The sequence below is a fragment of the Pantoea sp. alder81 genome, assembly GCF_020179835.1.
Taxonomy (GTDB): domain Bacteria; phylum Pseudomonadota; class Gammaproteobacteria; order Enterobacterales; family Enterobacteriaceae; genus Pantoea.
Genome location: NZ_JAIUDA010000004.1, coordinates 45,141 through 59,509, shown reverse-complemented (window position 1 = coordinate 59,509; position 14,369 = coordinate 45,141). Strand labels below are relative to the sequence as shown.

Genomic DNA, 14,369 nt, shown 5'->3' with positions numbered 1-14,369 from the left:
TATTTACAGGAAACAGCATGTCTGAATTGCCGCATTACCCGTCCCAACGTGCACGTTTCCTCGCGGCAGTCGAGCGCCAACACGGCGCTCTGACTTCTTATCCGCATCCGCTGTCGGGCCCACAAGGTGAAACGCTTTACACCGATGTCGCCGTAATTGGCGATCCCGCCGCCAGCAAACTGATGATGATCATCTCTGGCACGCACGGAGTGGAAGGCTATTATGGTTCGGACAGTCAGATTGAGTGGCTTAATCGCTTTAGTCTCACTGCCTTGCCCGATGACACCGCGATTGTGTTGCTGCACCTGTTGAATCCCTGGGGCGCGGCACATTTACGACGCGTCAACGAAGACAACATCGATCTTAACCGCAACTTCATCGACTTTACGCAGCCAGCCCCCGCTAACCCTGAATACCCGTCATGGCACGGCATCTACCATGGCGAGCGTACACAAGCTGATGAGCTATTAGCTGAAACCCTTAACGGCGCAGGTTGGCTGGCGGTGAAACGGGTGGTGGAAGCCGGGCAATACCAATTCGCGGACGGCTTCTTCTACGGTGGACAGCAGCCGAGCTGGTCTTATCGCACCATGCAAACCATCATCGCTGACCATTTGTCGCAGGCAAAAACCATCCTGAGCTTCGATCTGCATACGGGAGCCGGTGCCTGGGGCCATCCGATGTTGCTCTCGATTGCTGAACAACAATTCGCTGCGCATCAGTGGGGAAAATCTCTGTATGGCGAGTGGTTAACGTTACTGTTTACCGGTGCAGGCCGTGACAGTGTCACCGGAGTGACCGCAACCGCAACCGGCTATCTGTCGCAGTTCCTGCTGGAATCACTGCCGCAGACGCAGATCTTGCCGCTGGTGGTGGAGTGCGGAACGTATCCCGGCGAAGAGATGCATCGTCGCGTGCGTGAAGATCATTGGCTGCATCTGCAGGGTGAACCGGCCAGTGAATCAGGGCGCGCCTTAAAGCATGAGCTGGTGGAAGGTTTTTGGCCAGCAGACCGCGACTGGCGCGATCTGGTGGCTTTTCGTACCCAGCAGATTTTTGTGCGTGGCTGGCAGGGTTTGTTAAACGCCAATCATAACCGACCATAAAAGGTCATGCGCGCCGTTTCCGACAGGGCGATGCCGGGCTGCGTGTTGTACGCCAGCACCGCCAGCATACGCGTGACGTCACCTTCAGTTGGCGTCACACGGTGCATTGAGTTGCGACCACGGAACAGCACTAAGTCACCCGCTTCAATCGCCAATGCATCGACCGGTTGGCGTTGATCCAATACCGCCGCCACGCCGTCAAAATTCATCTCTCCCGCATCGGCATCGCGTAAATCCTTCACATACTGGAATACGCCGCCCGCGCGGGGTTTCTGCACCAGTAGGGTGATGGCAAAGGAGGAGTTATCGAAGTGCCAGCCGAGTTCCTGTCCATCGGGCGCGTAATGCAGGTTGATGGATGAAAGCGGGTCGGCGTAGGGATAGAGCGCGGTTTCGCCCAGCACGTCGCACAGAAAACTTTTAAACAGTTCGTCGTTATACAGTTGGCGCAGCGGCGATTCGGCGGCAATCACGTCGTCGGTAATACAGCCTTTGGTACTGATCACATCGCGATTGCGCGGATGATCAGCGTCGAACGCCTCGTCTTTTTTCATCAGATAGACGTTATGTTTGCTGAGGGTGTGATAGGCCAGATGGCGCTGAGCATTTCCTTCGGCAATGATGTTTTGCAACGCGTCGGGTTGTAAAAACTGACGCAGAACCAGCGCGCCATGCTGGTTGAGCTGTTCACGGCATTCACGTCGCCATTCGGCGTCGGCCAGTGGATGCAAATCGAAACGAATCAGTGCAGTCATAGCAGCAGTTCTCATTGTGACAGGTGTGTAATGACTGTAACTCACTGATATGTTAGTGCGTAACGATATAAATTTAATGCCCTGCTAAGGAAACCTTAATGCCCGCACAGTCACCGCGTTTACCGAAAATCAGCGTTATCCAGTCATTTAAGGTGGCGGCGGAGTTGGGCAGTCTGGCAAAGGCCGCCGCACAACTGGCGCTGACGCCTGCTGCGGTGAGCCAACAAATTCGCCAGCTAGAGGAACAGTTGGGCAGCGCGCTGTTTGTGCGTACGCAAAGTGGCGTAATGCTGACTGAAACCGGCAAAGAGTATCTGCGCTATGTGACGGAAGCCTTTGACATTCTGCATCTCGGGCAGCAAAACCTGCGTCATGTGGCGACGATGCCCAAGCTAACGCTCTATTCATTGCCCGCGCTGGCCTCGAAGTGGCTGCTGCCCCACATTGCGCAGTGGCGCGTTCACTGTCCTGATATTGATTTATCGCTGCACGGCACTCATGCACAAGTGGATTTCAATGCAACCCCAGCGGACTTTGTCATTTGCTTTGGTGAGGATCGCTATCCTCAGCTTGATAAGCAGCGGCTGTTTTTGGACGAAGTGGTGCCGGTGGCGAGTCCCGCGCTGCTCAAGCAATTTCCGCTGGAAAGCGTGTTGCAGCAGGCTCCGTTGATTCATCTCGACTGGGGTAACGAAGGGCGTTTTTTGCCCGACTGGCGCAGCTGGTATCAGGCGAAAGGCATGGCGGAACCCGTGCCACAACCCGCGTTAAGCTTCAATCTGACCTCTTTGGCGATAGATGCTGCTGTGGCAGGAGCGGGTTTGTTGTTGGGGCAGAAAAGACTGATTGCCGCTGAGCTGGCGCGAGGGGATTTGGTTATGGTTGATGCGTTAAGCCTGCCGTTAAGTAAACCCTATTTTCTTGCCTGGCCACAGCGTTCGCGCAGCCAGCCGGGCAGCGAAGCGTTAATAAACTGGCTCGGACAGCTGGCAATTTAACAAACTGTTAACTGACTCAGCGTTGCACATTATGGATTGCACTATGCTTATCCGCTTTGTGCGACGGTTAGTAGACAGGGAGTTCGGTCAGTGACTTCAGATATGCATTTCTGGCTTACCACGTTGGTGATAGCCATCACCATATTGCTATGGGCAAGCGCGCGATTGCCGGAATACCTTACCGCGCTGCTGTTTTTTGCCGCCGCCACGCTGCTGAACATCGCACCTACCAGCACCATCTTCAGCGGATTTGCCTCTTCAGCCTTCTGGCTGGTATTGAGCGGTTTTGTGCTCGGCGCGGCGATCCGCAAAGTCGGGCTTGCACAACGCTGGGCGAACTATCTGGTGGTGCCTCTCAGTCAGAGCTGGCCGCGCATGGTCGTTGGCACCCTGGTGCTGACCTATCTGCTGGCATTGGTGATGCCTTCCAATATGGGGCGCATCGCTTTACTGATGCCTGTAGTACTGGCTATGGGGGAACGGGCCGGTATCAAGGCCGGGAGTCGCGGCAGTATTGGTCTGGCGCTGGCGGTGGGGTTTGGCACTTTCCAGCTCTCCGCCAGTATCTTACCGGCTAATGTGCCCAACTTGGTGCTCAGCGGCGCAGCCGAAAACGCCTATCAGATCCATCTACAGTGGCTGCCCTGGTGGCTGCTGCATATGCCGGTGGTGGGGATCGGCAAGGGAATGATACTCGCTGCCGCTATTCTGTTCCTGTTCCACGCGCAACCTCAGTCCGTGCGCCATCGCGATCAACTTGAGCCGCTCAGTCGCAGCGAATGGCGGTTGATGGGTCTGCTGGCTATGACCCTGTTGCTTTGGATGACCGACAGCCTGCACGGCTTACCAGCCGCATGGGTCGGGCTGGCGGCGGCGTGTATTTGCCTGCTGCCGCGCATTGGCTTTCTCTCGGGGGATGATTTCGCCAGCGGGGTTAATTTCCGCACCTGTATCTATATCGCGGGCATTCTTGGCGTGGCCACGGTGGTGGTGGATTCTGGGCTGGGTCGTCTGATCGCTAATCTACTGCTGAGCGTTCTGCCACTGCAGGATCATGCTTCGTTCGGCAATTTCGCGGTGCTTAACGCGCTGGTCTCACTGCTTAACTTTGTGCTGACCGCCAACGGCGTGCCGGCTATGGTGACGCCGATCGCGCAAGAGCTAGCTAATGCATCCGGCTTTTCATTGATAAGCGTGGTGATGATGCAGGTATTTGCCTATGCGACGCCGTTACTGCCTTATCAGGCATCGCCAGTGGTGGTAGCGATGGGGCTGGGCAACGTGCCTGCCAAAGCAGGACTGCAGCTGTGTGTGCTGGTATTTATCTTCAGCGTACTGCTGCTGTTACCACTGGATTATCTCTGGTTCAGGCTGCTAGGCTATGCCTGACTTTCCCTTACAACCCCTGCACTGAGATCGCCGTTATGTCAGCCAATAATGATTGGGTCGATTTTCGTCGCGATGACGAAACCGGTATCGAAAGCGTCAACGCGCATTTTCGCGGACACGCCTACGATCCGCACGATCACGATGAATTACTGGTGGGCGTGACGCAGCAGGGCTTACAGCGTTTTAATTGTCATCGTGCATTGCACACCAGCACGCCGGGCCGCGCCATTTTGATTGAGCCGGGCGCGGTGCATGACGGCCACGCGCCCAACGAAGAGGGTTTCACCTATACCATGCTCTATCTGCCGCAGCGTTGGGTGGCAGAGATGATGCAGCGACGCGGTCTGGGCGATGTCTCCAACATTGAAGGGGCGTTTCGCCACACGCTAAATGATGATGCGCTGTTGGCCAGTGCCATCCAGCAGGCGTGGTTTTCAGTGCATCACAGTGAAGGGCGACTGGCACGCGATCAGAGCCTCGATCATCTGATGACGATGCTTTCCCGCCATCTTGAAACCAAACCCAATGCGCAAACAGGCGCAGCGATGCAACACATGCAGCTATTACGCGACTATCTGCACGATTTTATGGCGCAGGATGTCGGGCTCGATGAACTGTCACGTCTGGCGGGCATCGATCGTTTTAAGCTGACGCGCCAGTTTAAACAGGCGTTTGGCCAGTCACCGCATGCGTATCTGGTGCGCCTGAGATTGCGCAGCGCACGTGTGCTGCTGGCGCAGGGCATTGAGCCGGTGCAGGTTGCCGCGCAAGTCGGATTTGCCGATCAAAGTCACCTCGGGCGCTGGTTCCAGCGGGCCTATCGCATGACTCCCGCCTCTTATCAAAGACAGTGCACAAACGTTCTATATGCCACCCCCGCAACTCTAAGATGATGGTGTTTTAGACCTCATCGGAGAGTAGTTGCAGATGTTTGATACCAAAATCGCCCTGATTGTTCGTGATGACTTAGCCACCTGGCAGCGCCTGAACGTAGTGGCCTTTCTCGCCACCGGCATTGCCTCTGCCGCACCTGACATGATGGGAGAACCCTACGTGGATGCGAAAGGGCGGCAATACGGCAATATGGCGGGCCAGCCGATGCTGGTGTTTGCCGGCGATGTGGCGGGATTACAGCGGGCACATCGCCAGGGTATGGAGCGGGAATTGACGGTGATCCCGTATGTCGAAGCGATGTTCTCCACCGGACATGATGCTGCCAACCGCGAGGTGTTTATGGCGGAAGATGCTGACAACCTGAACCTGGTCGGCATCGCGATTCGTGGGCCAAAGAAAGCGGTGGATAAGGCGATTAAAGGGCTGTCTCTGCACGGATAAACGCGGTCGCCAACTGTGGCGACGCTTTTATTTGTTTAGCGAAATGCGTAGCTCGATGACTTCAGCCGCGCGCAACAGCAAATCTTCCCGACCACGCAGCGCCAGTAATTCGACACCAATCGGTAATCCCTCATCGCTCAAGCCAGCGGGAATCGAAATCGCTGGCGCGCCAGTCACCGCTGAAACCAGCGCATTGCTGCCTTCCTGCATCTCGCCGTGTTTGACTGGCGCGCGGCGCACCACCGGGTAGGCCAGCAGGTTTATGTTGTGCTGGTCGAACATCGCCACCAACTGCTGGTAAAGATCATGTTGGCGCTGCTGCACCTGTGCATAACCCTCGCTATCAGTGCCCGGATGAACCGCACGCGTTTTAAACACGGTTTCGAGCTGAGGATGATAAAGCCCGGACGCAGCGATTGCCGGCAAGGAATGGAACTGTGCCTGAGGTTTATCGGCTAAATACTTCGCCAGCGCTTCAGCAAATTCATAGCCGATGATATTGGCATCCGCGGCTAACGCCTCTAACTCAGGCCAGCTCAGCGTTGCTGGCGTGAATCCGGCGACGGCGGCCTGTACCGACTGGTTAATCTCATCTTCATCGGCGGCGAATCCTTCCTGCCAGATGCCAACCCGCAACGCTTCTCCCTCAGTGGCAAATTTCTTGCCGCTGAGCACCTCGCTGACAATGCGCAGGTCGGCCGCGCAGCGCACCAGCGGGCCGGGAATATCCTGCGTTGTTGATAGCGGCACAATGCCGGCTGTGCTAAGCGCACCGCGCGTCATACGTAAGCCAAACAGGCCATTAAACGCGGCGGGAATACGCACCGAACCTGCCGTGTCACTGCCGATAGCCAGTGGTACATAACCGGCGGCAACGGCAACTGCGGAGCCGCTGCTCGATCCGCCCGGAGAACGTCCTTCCCGCCAGGCATTGTGGGTGAAGCCGGTCAGTGAGGAGGCGCCGGTAATGCCCGCCGCCAGTTCATGCATCGCGGTTTTACCGATAAGAACCGCGCCCTGGTGGCGCAGTGTGGTGACCAGCGGGGCATCGGTTTGGGCGATGACGTCACGCAACATCACCGAACCCGCGCTGGTGGGCCAGCCTCGTACTTCAATATTGTCTTTAATCAGCACCGGAATGCCGTCCAGCTGACCCAACGCCTCACCACGTTGACGGCGTGTATCACTCAGTTCTGCTGCCGCACGCGCTTCATCCGCAAACAGCCAGGTGATGGCGTTGTAGCGCGGCTGGTCTGCCTCGCTTATGCGTTGCAGTGCATAGTCGGTCAACTCGCGTGCCGTGACATCGCCGCGTTGCAGCGCCTGCCGTAAGTCGCTCAGCGACGCGGTGAGATAGTTAGCGTATTGCATCCGGTCAATCCTCAAGTGGACTCCATTGCCCATCAGGCGCAACACGGCCCAAAGAGCTGCTATGAAAATGGGAACTGAACCAGATTGCCTGATGTTGCTGGCACCAGTCTATAACGCGTTGACGTGATGCCGTGGCGAGCGGTAGATCTACACAGAACAGCGAGTTCCAGTGCGGGTGCTGAAATTGCACCGGATGGTGCATCACATCGCCCGGGAAAATCGCATATTCGCCCTGGCTTTCCAGCACAATCGACGCATGATCGATGCTGTGACCCGGCGTGGAAATATAGCGCAGCACGCCGGCAAACAGCGGGGAATCCTGCACATCGATGGTCTGCAACTGGCCGCGCTCGATCAGCGGCAGAATACTGTCGCGATAAAGTTCCTGGCTGGCGGGATCGTCCTGACAGTGCTGCAATTCAATCGCTGAGCAGATATAACGCGCATTGGGGAACATCGGCTGCCACTGGCCGTCAACCCAGTGGGTGTTCCAGCCAACGTGATCGGTATGAATGTGCGTCATTAATATCAGCGTCACTTCCGCCGGGTTAACGCCCGCCTGTGCCAGATTGTCGGCGTAAGGCGTATTCAGCAGATGAAATAAAGGTTTGTTATCGCGATGACGGCCATTGCCGGTTGCGGTATCAATCAGGATGGTGTGCTCGGCGGTGCGCACCAGCCAACTGTGAATCGAGACCTCTGCAGGTTGTTCGGCAAAGGCGTCACTCATTTCGGTGCGATGTGCTTTAAACAATGCACCGAAAGGAAAGGTTGCGCGCTGTTCAGTGATTTTTTCAACCTGGCACTCGCCCACCTGAATGTTCATGCTGTGCTCCACTTGATAGAGGACGCGTTCAATAGCGTCCGTGACAGTAAGTTGAAAGTCACTATACTGAGGCGCATAACATTATTTAAATCGATTAAAATCATGAACAGCATCAATGAAAATGATTTCTCACGTATCGATCTCAATCTGCTGGTTGTGTTGATGGTGATGTACGAGGTGCGCAGCGTTACGCAGGCCGCCAATCGCCTTTACCTCGGCCAGCCAGCGGTGAGTGCCGCCCTGAAAAGGCTGCGTGAGATGTTCGATGATGCGCTGTTTATCCGCACTTCATACGGTATGACACCGACGCCGCGTGCCGAGCAATTAGTGCAGCAGTTCGCACCACTGATGCAGGGGCTGCACCGGGTGATCTTCACGCCCGCTGCATTTGATCCCCAGCGTGATAACCGCCGTTTTCGCATCGGCATGAGTGACTGGCTGGAGCAGTGGCTGATGCCTGATTTGTTGGCTGAACTGGCCAATGACGCGCCTGGCGTGGATATCCATGTCGTGGCCGCCGATCCCTGGCAGGCGATTCCGTTGATGGAGCAGCAGCAGGCGGATGTGGTGATCACCGTTGGGAATGAAATTAGTCGTGACTTAACCCGCGAGAAAATCGGTCCGGCGGGTTTCTGCACCTTATGGAGCGACAAACAAATCGCGCTGAAACGGCTGACGCTGACGCAGTTTGTACAACATCCGCATGCGCTGGTGTCTTATCGCGGTGCCAGCGAAAGTGCCCTTGACCATGCTTTGCAGCGCCTGGGCCAATCCAGACGTGTTCGCTATGTCACGCCGCACTTTTCCAGCTTACCTTTGCTGCTAAAGCAGATGCCGCTGTTCGCCACCGTACCTCAAGGGCTGGCGCCTGCGTGGTGCCAACGCTATGGCTTAAATGCTGCGCCGGTGCCGGTTGAGATGCCGGATTATGAGCTGAGCTTGCTGTGGCACAACGCGCAGCAAGACGATCCGGCAAACTGCTGGCTGCGGGAAATTTTGCGCAGTCTGCTGCAGCGGAAGATATAGTCTGGCGTTCAGAATTCAGGCTGCAGGCTGCAGGCTTCAGGCTTCAGACTTCAGGCTTCAGACTTCAGGCTTCAGACTTCAGACTTCAGACTTCAGACTTCAGACTTCAGACTTCAGACTTCAGACTTCAGACTTCAGCGTTCGGCGCATCCCTTTGACTTCACCACGGCACGACGCGACCGAGGTAATCGAGATAATGCAGCCCGGTGCGGCCCGCATACGCCTCCATGGTGTTGAGCAGATTGGGGATGCTCTCATCAATGGTCAGGCGTGCTTCCGGCCCGCCCATATCGGTTTGCACCCAGCCTGGCGCCATCAACAGCAAGGTGCGCGCATCCTGATGGCGTGCGGCAAAGCTGCGCATAAACATATTCAGCGCTGCTTTGCTGCCACGATACACCTCGTAGTTGCCGTTAGTGTTGTTGGTGATACTGCCCTGGCCGGATGACATCACTGCAATCGTGCCGCTGGCGCTGACCCGATCTTTAAAGGCCTCGATCACGCGCAACGGGCTGAGCGCATTGGTCACCATCACACGGGTGAACTCCTCGGTTGAAACGTCGGCGATGGTTTCCCGATCGTCATTTTTCACCCCCGCATTGACGAACAGCATGTCAAACTCCGTGTCTGCCAGGCGTTGATGCAGGGCGCGAACCTGCTCGGTTTCAGTAATATCCACCGTTTCCACCGTCAGTTGTTGCGGATAGCGCGCAGCCAGTTGCGTGAGTTTATCGATGGATTGCGCCCGTCCAGTCGCCACAACCTGATAGCCTCGTTGCAGCATGTTCTCTGCCAGTGCGAATCCCAACCCGCGTGATGCGCCAATCAATAATGTTTTCATCATGTGTTCCTCAGTTGAGTAGATGGGAAAAGTCTAGCGCGGAGTGAGGGGAGGCGGAACACGCAGCCTATGCAGTGATAACCTGCATCAAACGCCTTGTTATGCTGCGTGACATCCAGCAGGATACTGATCATGAACACAACCGATCTGAATTTACTCACCGCACTCGACGCGCTGCTCACTACCGGCAGCGTGGTGGGCGCGGCACGCCAGCTCAACCTGAGCGAATCAGCGATGAGTCGCACGCTGGGCCGACTACGCAATGTGACGGGCGATGCGTTGTTAGTGCGAGCCGGACGGCAAATGGTGCTGACCCCTTATGCGGAAGCGATGCGTGAACGGACGCACCGCACGCTGCGAGAAGCGCACGCCGTGCTCAGCCCTGATGCGGAAATCCTCGATTTGGCTCAGCTGGATCGCTGTTTTACATTGCGCACCAATGAAGGCTTTGTCGAAGCGTTCGGAAGCGCGCTGATTGCTGCGATGAGCGCACAGGCGCCCAATGTCGAGCTGGTCTTCGTGGCGAAACCGGAAAAAAGTGACCGCGAGTTACGTGAAGGCAGTATTGATTTAGAGATTGGCGTGCTCGGCAATATGGGGCCAGAAATCCGCTTGCAGGCGTTGTTTCGTGACCGTTTTGTCGGCGTGGTGCGCGCGGGACATCCTTTAACACAGCAGATGGATATCACCCAACTGGCGCGATTTGGCCACATTGTCGCGTCCCGTCGCGCAGAGCGGGGTGGACCGATCCATGACGCCATTGAGCAAGCCGGATTGCAGCGCAAGGTGGTGGCCGTGGTGCCCGCTTTCTCCGCCGCCGTGGCGTTGGTGGTCGATTCGGATTGGGTAGCGCTGGTGCCCCGTTCGCTGGTTGCACATCACCCATTGATTGCTCACAGCCAGGCGTTGGCGATGGTCAAGTTGCCCTTTGCGACGCCAGAAATGACCGTGTCACAAATGTGGCATCCTCGACTGGAGAATGATGCCGCGCATCGTTGGCTGCGCGGCGTGGTGAAACAGGTGTGCGCTATTGAGCGTAACTCACCGGCGTAATGGCGGTAGGGTCAAGTTGCTGACCGAATTCCGCTAACGTGGATGCCATCGGACACAGTGTGCCGACCCTGGTGACCCGACAATCAGGCGCTCGCCACTCTTCTCGCAACAGCGGATGCACATGATCGACGGACTGCAGCTGACGCAGGTCGTCGAGGCTTTGTGCCTGGAAGTAAACGTGCAGCCATCGCTCGCCACTCTGCTTATCCCGCCAGCGTTCAAACACCAGGCTGCTGCCGGGCGGAATGTTCCCGCGCGTGTAGCCCGGTAAAGTCCAGGTGAAGCCCATCAGAGTCCTCACCATCGCGATATTGGTGTCATGCGCGACAAACAGCAGCCAGCGGGCATCCGGCACGGCATCCGAAACAGGGCTGACACCCTGTTTAACACCCTGAATCATCTCATTCAGCAGAATGGAACCCCGCTTTTTCGCGGTGTAAAGCACATCGTTGCTGAGATCGTAATTGGCGGTTAGCAGCGGCAGCACGGCGGTGATTTGCGCGGAGTGGGTGATGTTGCCCCACGCCAGTTGATCCGCCGGCAGGTTTTCATTCCAGCCCAGGCGCAACGTTTCTACCATGCTGGCAAGAACGCTCAATCCCTGAACATATGTTTGACCGCCTTTGCTCTGTTTTATCTGCCACGGCTTTTCGAACAACGTGCAATCGGTGCCAGACTGACACACCGCATTTTTCAAAGCCTGAACCGCCGGTTGCAACGCCTGCTGGCGCGCGGCCAGATCGCCAGTTACGGCAGTCACGGCGGCAAATTGCTTTGCGGGATCCGTGTTGGTGGCTGGGAACGCTTCGGTCTGGAACAGGGGGTCATCCTCACCCGCCACGCGATGAACCGTGACGCCACAGCCTGGAAATGCGCCGTCCACCAGCGCCTGGGCGGTGGCGCGGGTGCGTTGCAATGGGCTGGCGCGAACATACACCTCCTGCGCCTGTGGACAGCCGGAGCTCAGCAATCCGAGCTGGCGATAATGATCGCCTTCCCAGCGTCCCTTGTTTACTACGGCAGCGTAGCCGTGCCCGGTCAACTCGCCATCGTGCGTGGTCCAGGTTGTCCAGGATCGCTGGGTCGCCGCTTCAATCTCTTTACGGTTGCCGGGCGTGGGAGGGCGAATACCATGTCGGCTTAATTCCACGACCTTTTCCAGTTGATACTGCGCTTCTGCGTGTGCCGGTGAGGCGCTTAACCACATCGAACAGGCAATCAACAAGCCTGCGGAAATCTGATTTCTGGGAAGGTTCATCGTGATCCTTATACAAAAATATTGCGCTCATGCTGAACAAGGTCAGATAGCATGCTGGGTTCATGCGCCACGCACGGATCCACGCCACACCACATCGGCCTGGTACATCAAGCTGTCATGCTGTTGCTCGGTTTGCGGGGGCAGGTGGGTTTCATCGGACTCAGTCTGGATCAGCCAGTTCACGGCATCACGCGCAAACTGCTCAACCGGTTGGGTAAAGGTGGTGAGGTTATAAGAAGACCAGCCTGCCTGCGCGATATTGTCATAGCCAATCAGGCACAGATCTTCCGGCACGCGCAGGGCAAAGCGGTGGCGCGCTTCGTCCATAAATCCACAGGCAACCAGATCGGTCACGCAGAAGACGGCGTCTGGGCGTTGATGCTGAGTGAGCAGTCGATGTGCCAGAATTTGCCCACTTTCATACGAGGTGGTGCCAAATCGCTCCACTGTTACGCTCATCCCCACGCGCTGCGCTTCGGCGATAAATGCCGCTTCGCGCTTCATCAGGCTGGGTGTGCCTGCCAGGGAATTGGCAAAGGCGAGGTGTTGACAGCCAGCACGCTGAAAGGCCATGACCGCCGTGGCAGCGGCACGCTGTGCATCAAGATTGATGCTGAGGGAGCCGGGCAGCGCTTCATCGCGGTTTATCAAAATGATGCGCTGACCATGCTGATAACACTGGCGAGTGATGGTGCGATCCGGCATGCCGGAAAGGATGATCGAGGCATCCGCGCGGAAGTTGATCGCCTGCTGTAAGGCGGCTGACACGCTGTTGTCGGAACGATCAGTATTGATCAGCATGGCAATTTTTCCCGCTTCCTGCAGACACTGCGTCAGCCAGCGCACCAGGCTGGCACGATAGGGCGTGGCGATTTCCGAAACAACCAAGCACACAATCCCACTGCGATTTCGCACCAGGCCACGCGCCAGATGATTGACGTGATAGCCCAATTCCTGTGCGGCTTTCATCACGCGGGCTCGCATGGCAGAGGACACGCTGGCACCCGGTGTAAATACGCGTGATACCGCGGAACGCGATACGCCAGCGCGCTCAGCCACATCCTGGGCACTCACCACGGTTTTCTCACTCAGCATGCTCAACTCCTGTGCAGACATCGGTTGAAAAAGAGTCTGCCTCAATTTGCAAAGCTGTGCAAACTGTTGAGGAACTGATTTGTTGCATTTTTGTGACATGGCCTATCAATTGCGCAGCAAGCTAATTGACAGCTGTTTTTTTGTTCATTACTACTTTGCACAGATGTGCAAAAAGGTGCCAGTGAAGCACCACCCTACAATCCAAGGAGAACACCATGCGAGCCACCTCAATCGCCGTCGCACTTTCCCTCTCTTGTACTGCACTGCCTTTTGCTGCCTCTGCGGCGGGCAATCTCAACATGGTTTGCTCCGCTGATGTGGTGGTGTGCGAGCATATGACGCGCATCTTCAGCCAGAGCCATCCGGATATCAAAGTCAGTATGGTGCGCTTGTCGGCGGGGGAAGCTTATGCGCGCTTGCGCAGTGAAGCGCGTAATCCACGTACCGACATCTGGTGGGCCGGAACCGGCGATCCGCATATGCAGGCGGCCGACGAAGGATTAACTCAGGTGTATAAATCGCCACTGCTCGGCCAGCAGCAGGATTGGGCGCAAAAACAAGCCGAGAACTCGGGCTATCGCACGGTAGGAATTTACGCGGGCGCACTGGGCTGGGGCTATAACACCAAACTGTTGGCCGATAAAAAGCTGAAAGAGCCCCTCTGCTGGAAGGATTTATTGGATCCCGGTTTTAAGGGGGAAATCCAAATCGCCAACCCGAACTCATCCGGTACCGCCTACAACACGCTGGCCACGCTGGTGCAAATCATGGGAGAGGAGCAGGCCTTCGATTACCTGAAAAAACTTAATGCCAACGTCTCGCAATACACCAAGTCCGGCTCCGCGCCAGTGAAAGCTGCCGCGCGAGGCGAAACCACCGTCGGTATCGTGTTTATGCATGATGCTGTTGCGATGCAGGTGGATGGCTTCCCGATCAAAACCGTCGCGCCGTGTGAAGGCACGGGCTATGAGATTGGCTCAATGTCGATTGTGAAAGGGGCGCGCAACCTGGCCAATGCCAAAGTCTGGTACGACTGGGCGCTCAGTGCAGAAGCGCAGTCGCACATGAAGGAAGCGAAATCCTTCCAGCTGCCGTCAAATCGCAACGCAGAAATCTCGGAATACGCCCCGCGCTTCGAGAACATCAAACTGATCGATTACGACTTCAAAACCTATGGCGACTCCGCCAAGCGCAAAGCGTTACTCAGCCGCTGGGATAAAGAGATTGGTGCCAGCGCACAGTGATGCTCTGACAGCGTAAAAGCGCGCCACATTACGTGAGGGCCTATTCTCGTCGTGGCGTCTTTCAACACATCA

General features: G+C 56.5%; 14 protein-coding genes. 8 read left to right on the top strand and 6 right to left on the bottom strand.

What is annotated here, in order from left to right; translation table 11 throughout:
• The first annotated feature begins 17 nt into the window (after window positions 1-17).
• Window positions 18-1,106, top strand: a complete 1,089-nt coding sequence (locus LBW88_RS12560; RefSeq protein WP_224932616.1) for a DUF2817 domain-containing protein — start codon at window positions 18-20, stop codon at window positions 1,104-1,106.
• On the opposite strand, the gene LBW88_RS12555 is transcribed toward LBW88_RS12560, so the two are convergent.
• Complete coding sequence (locus LBW88_RS12555) at window positions 1,091-1,861, bottom strand: 2OG-Fe(II) oxygenase (protein ID WP_224932615.1); 771 nt, start codon at window positions 1,859-1,861, stop codon at window positions 1,091-1,093. The genes LBW88_RS12560 and LBW88_RS12555 overlap by 16 nt on opposite strands.
• 98 nt (window positions 1,862-1,959) lie before the next feature.
• Between LBW88_RS12555 and LBW88_RS12550 the strand changes: the two genes are divergently transcribed.
• The 4 genes from LBW88_RS12550 (at window position 1,960) to LBW88_RS12535 (ending at window position 5,583) form a co-directional block, all read left to right on the top strand.
• Entirely contained in the window at window positions 1,960-2,859 is a 900-nt protein-coding gene (locus tag LBW88_RS12550) for a LysR substrate-binding domain-containing protein (protein WP_224932614.1), read from the top strand.
• A gap of 102 nt (window positions 2,860-2,961) precedes the next feature.
• Window positions 2,962-4,248: an SLC13 family permease gene (locus LBW88_RS12545; protein WP_224933005.1), complete on the top strand. Its 1,287-nt coding sequence runs from the start codon at window positions 2,962-2,964 to the stop codon at window positions 4,246-4,248.
• 35 nt (window positions 4,249-4,283) lie between these two features.
• Window positions 4,284-5,141 (top strand): AraC family transcriptional regulator, encoded by an 858-nt coding sequence (locus LBW88_RS12540; RefSeq protein ID WP_224932613.1) that lies wholly within the window; start codon window positions 4,284-4,286, stop codon window positions 5,139-5,141.
• Between the two features lie 34 nt (window positions 5,142-5,175).
• Complete coding sequence (locus LBW88_RS12535) at window positions 5,176-5,583, top strand: DUF2000 domain-containing protein (RefSeq protein ID WP_224932612.1); 408 nt, start codon at window positions 5,176-5,178, stop codon at window positions 5,581-5,583.
• A gap of 27 nt (window positions 5,584-5,610) precedes the next feature.
• Here the strand turns inward: LBW88_RS12535 and LBW88_RS12530 are convergent, their stop codons facing one another.
• Both LBW88_RS12530 and LBW88_RS12525 read right to left on the bottom strand, forming a co-directional pair.
• Window positions 5,611-6,954, bottom strand: coding sequence for an amidase (locus LBW88_RS12530; RefSeq protein ID WP_224932611.1), 1,344 nt, complete (start codon window positions 6,952-6,954; stop codon window positions 5,611-5,613).
• Window positions 6,955-6,958: 4 nt separating this feature from the next.
• Window positions 6,959-7,780: an MBL fold metallo-hydrolase gene (locus tag LBW88_RS12525; protein WP_224932610.1), complete on the bottom strand. Its 822-nt coding sequence runs from the start codon at window positions 7,778-7,780 to the stop codon at window positions 6,959-6,961.
• Window positions 7,781-7,882: 102 nt separating this feature from the next.
• Here LBW88_RS12525 and LBW88_RS12520 point away from each other — a divergent pair, with 102 nt between their 5' ends.
• Window positions 7,883-8,806, top strand: a complete 924-nt coding sequence (locus LBW88_RS12520; protein ID WP_224932609.1) for a LysR family transcriptional regulator — start codon at window positions 7,883-7,885, stop codon at window positions 8,804-8,806.
• Window positions 8,807-8,966: 160 nt separating this feature from the next.
• Here LBW88_RS12520 and LBW88_RS12515 read toward each other — a convergent pair whose 3' ends face one another.
• The gene (locus LBW88_RS12515; protein WP_224932608.1) at window positions 8,967-9,647 is read right to left on the bottom strand and encodes an SDR family NAD(P)-dependent oxidoreductase; all 681 of its coding nucleotides are present in this window, start codon (window positions 9,645-9,647) and stop codon (window positions 8,967-8,969) included.
• A gap of 132 nt (window positions 9,648-9,779) precedes the next feature.
• Here LBW88_RS12515 and LBW88_RS12510 point away from each other — a divergent pair, with 132 nt between their 5' ends.
• On the top strand, window positions 9,780-10,700 hold the full coding sequence (locus LBW88_RS12510) for a LysR family transcriptional regulator (protein ID WP_224932607.1): 921 nt from the start codon (window positions 9,780-9,782) through the stop codon (window positions 10,698-10,700).
• On the opposite strand, the gene LBW88_RS12505 is transcribed toward LBW88_RS12510, so the two are convergent.
• Together LBW88_RS12505 and LBW88_RS12500 are read right to left on the bottom strand one after the other, a co-directional pair.
• Window positions 10,675-11,958 (bottom strand): histidine-type phosphatase, encoded by a 1,284-nt coding sequence (locus LBW88_RS12505; RefSeq protein ID WP_224932606.1) that lies wholly within the window; start codon window positions 11,956-11,958, stop codon window positions 10,675-10,677. The two genes, LBW88_RS12510 and LBW88_RS12505, sit on opposite strands and share 26 nt — an antisense overlap.
• Before the next feature lie 60 nt (window positions 11,959-12,018).
• Window positions 12,019-13,053 (bottom strand): substrate-binding domain-containing protein, encoded by a 1,035-nt coding sequence (locus tag LBW88_RS12500; protein WP_224932605.1) that lies wholly within the window; start codon window positions 13,051-13,053, stop codon window positions 12,019-12,021.
• Window positions 13,054-13,268: 215 nt separating this feature from the next.
• Here LBW88_RS12500 and LBW88_RS12495 point away from each other — a divergent pair, with 215 nt between their 5' ends.
• Window positions 13,269-14,297, top strand: coding sequence for an ABC transporter substrate-binding protein (locus LBW88_RS12495; RefSeq protein ID WP_224932604.1), 1,029 nt, complete (start codon window positions 13,269-13,271; stop codon window positions 14,295-14,297).
• Window positions 14,298-14,369 lie beyond the last annotated feature (72 nt).

Bases quoted from the DNA above. Each gene is read 5' to 3' on its own strand.
- LBW88_RS12560 (WP_224932616.1), top strand. From the start codon at position 18: ATGTCTGAATTGCCGCATTACCCGTCCCAACGTGCACGTTTCCTCGCG.
- LBW88_RS12555 (WP_224932615.1), bottom strand. From the start codon at position 1,861: ATGACTGCACTGATTCGTTTCGATTTGCATCCACTGGCCGACGCCGAA.
- LBW88_RS12550 (WP_224932614.1), top strand. From the start codon at position 1,960: ATGCCCGCACAGTCACCGCGTTTACCGAAAATCAGCGTTATCCAGTCA.
- LBW88_RS12545 (WP_224933005.1), top strand. From the start codon at position 2,962: ATGCATTTCTGGCTTACCACGTTGGTGATAGCCATCACCATATTGCTA.
- LBW88_RS12540 (WP_224932613.1), top strand. From the start codon at position 4,284: ATGTCAGCCAATAATGATTGGGTCGATTTTCGTCGCGATGACGAAACC.
- LBW88_RS12535 (WP_224932612.1), top strand. From the start codon at position 5,176: ATGTTTGATACCAAAATCGCCCTGATTGTTCGTGATGACTTAGCCACC.
- LBW88_RS12530 (WP_224932611.1), bottom strand. From the start codon at position 6,954: ATGCAATACGCTAACTATCTCACCGCGTCGCTGAGCGACTTACGGCAG.
- LBW88_RS12525 (WP_224932610.1), bottom strand. From the start codon at position 7,780: ATGAACATTCAGGTGGGCGAGTGCCAGGTTGAAAAAATCACTGAACAG.
- LBW88_RS12520 (WP_224932609.1), top strand. From the start codon at position 7,883: ATGAACAGCATCAATGAAAATGATTTCTCACGTATCGATCTCAATCTG.
- LBW88_RS12515 (WP_224932608.1), bottom strand. From the start codon at position 9,647: ATGAAAACATTATTGATTGGCGCATCACGCGGGTTGGGATTCGCACTG.
- LBW88_RS12510 (WP_224932607.1), top strand. From the start codon at position 9,780: ATGAACACAACCGATCTGAATTTACTCACCGCACTCGACGCGCTGCTC.
- LBW88_RS12505 (WP_224932606.1), bottom strand. From the start codon at position 11,958: ATGAACCTTCCCAGAAATCAGATTTCCGCAGGCTTGTTGATTGCCTGT.
- LBW88_RS12500 (WP_224932605.1), bottom strand. From the start codon at position 13,053: ATGCTGAGTGAGAAAACCGTGGTGAGTGCCCAGGATGTGGCTGAGCGC.
- LBW88_RS12495 (WP_224932604.1), top strand. From the start codon at position 13,269: ATGCGAGCCACCTCAATCGCCGTCGCACTTTCCCTCTCTTGTACTGCA.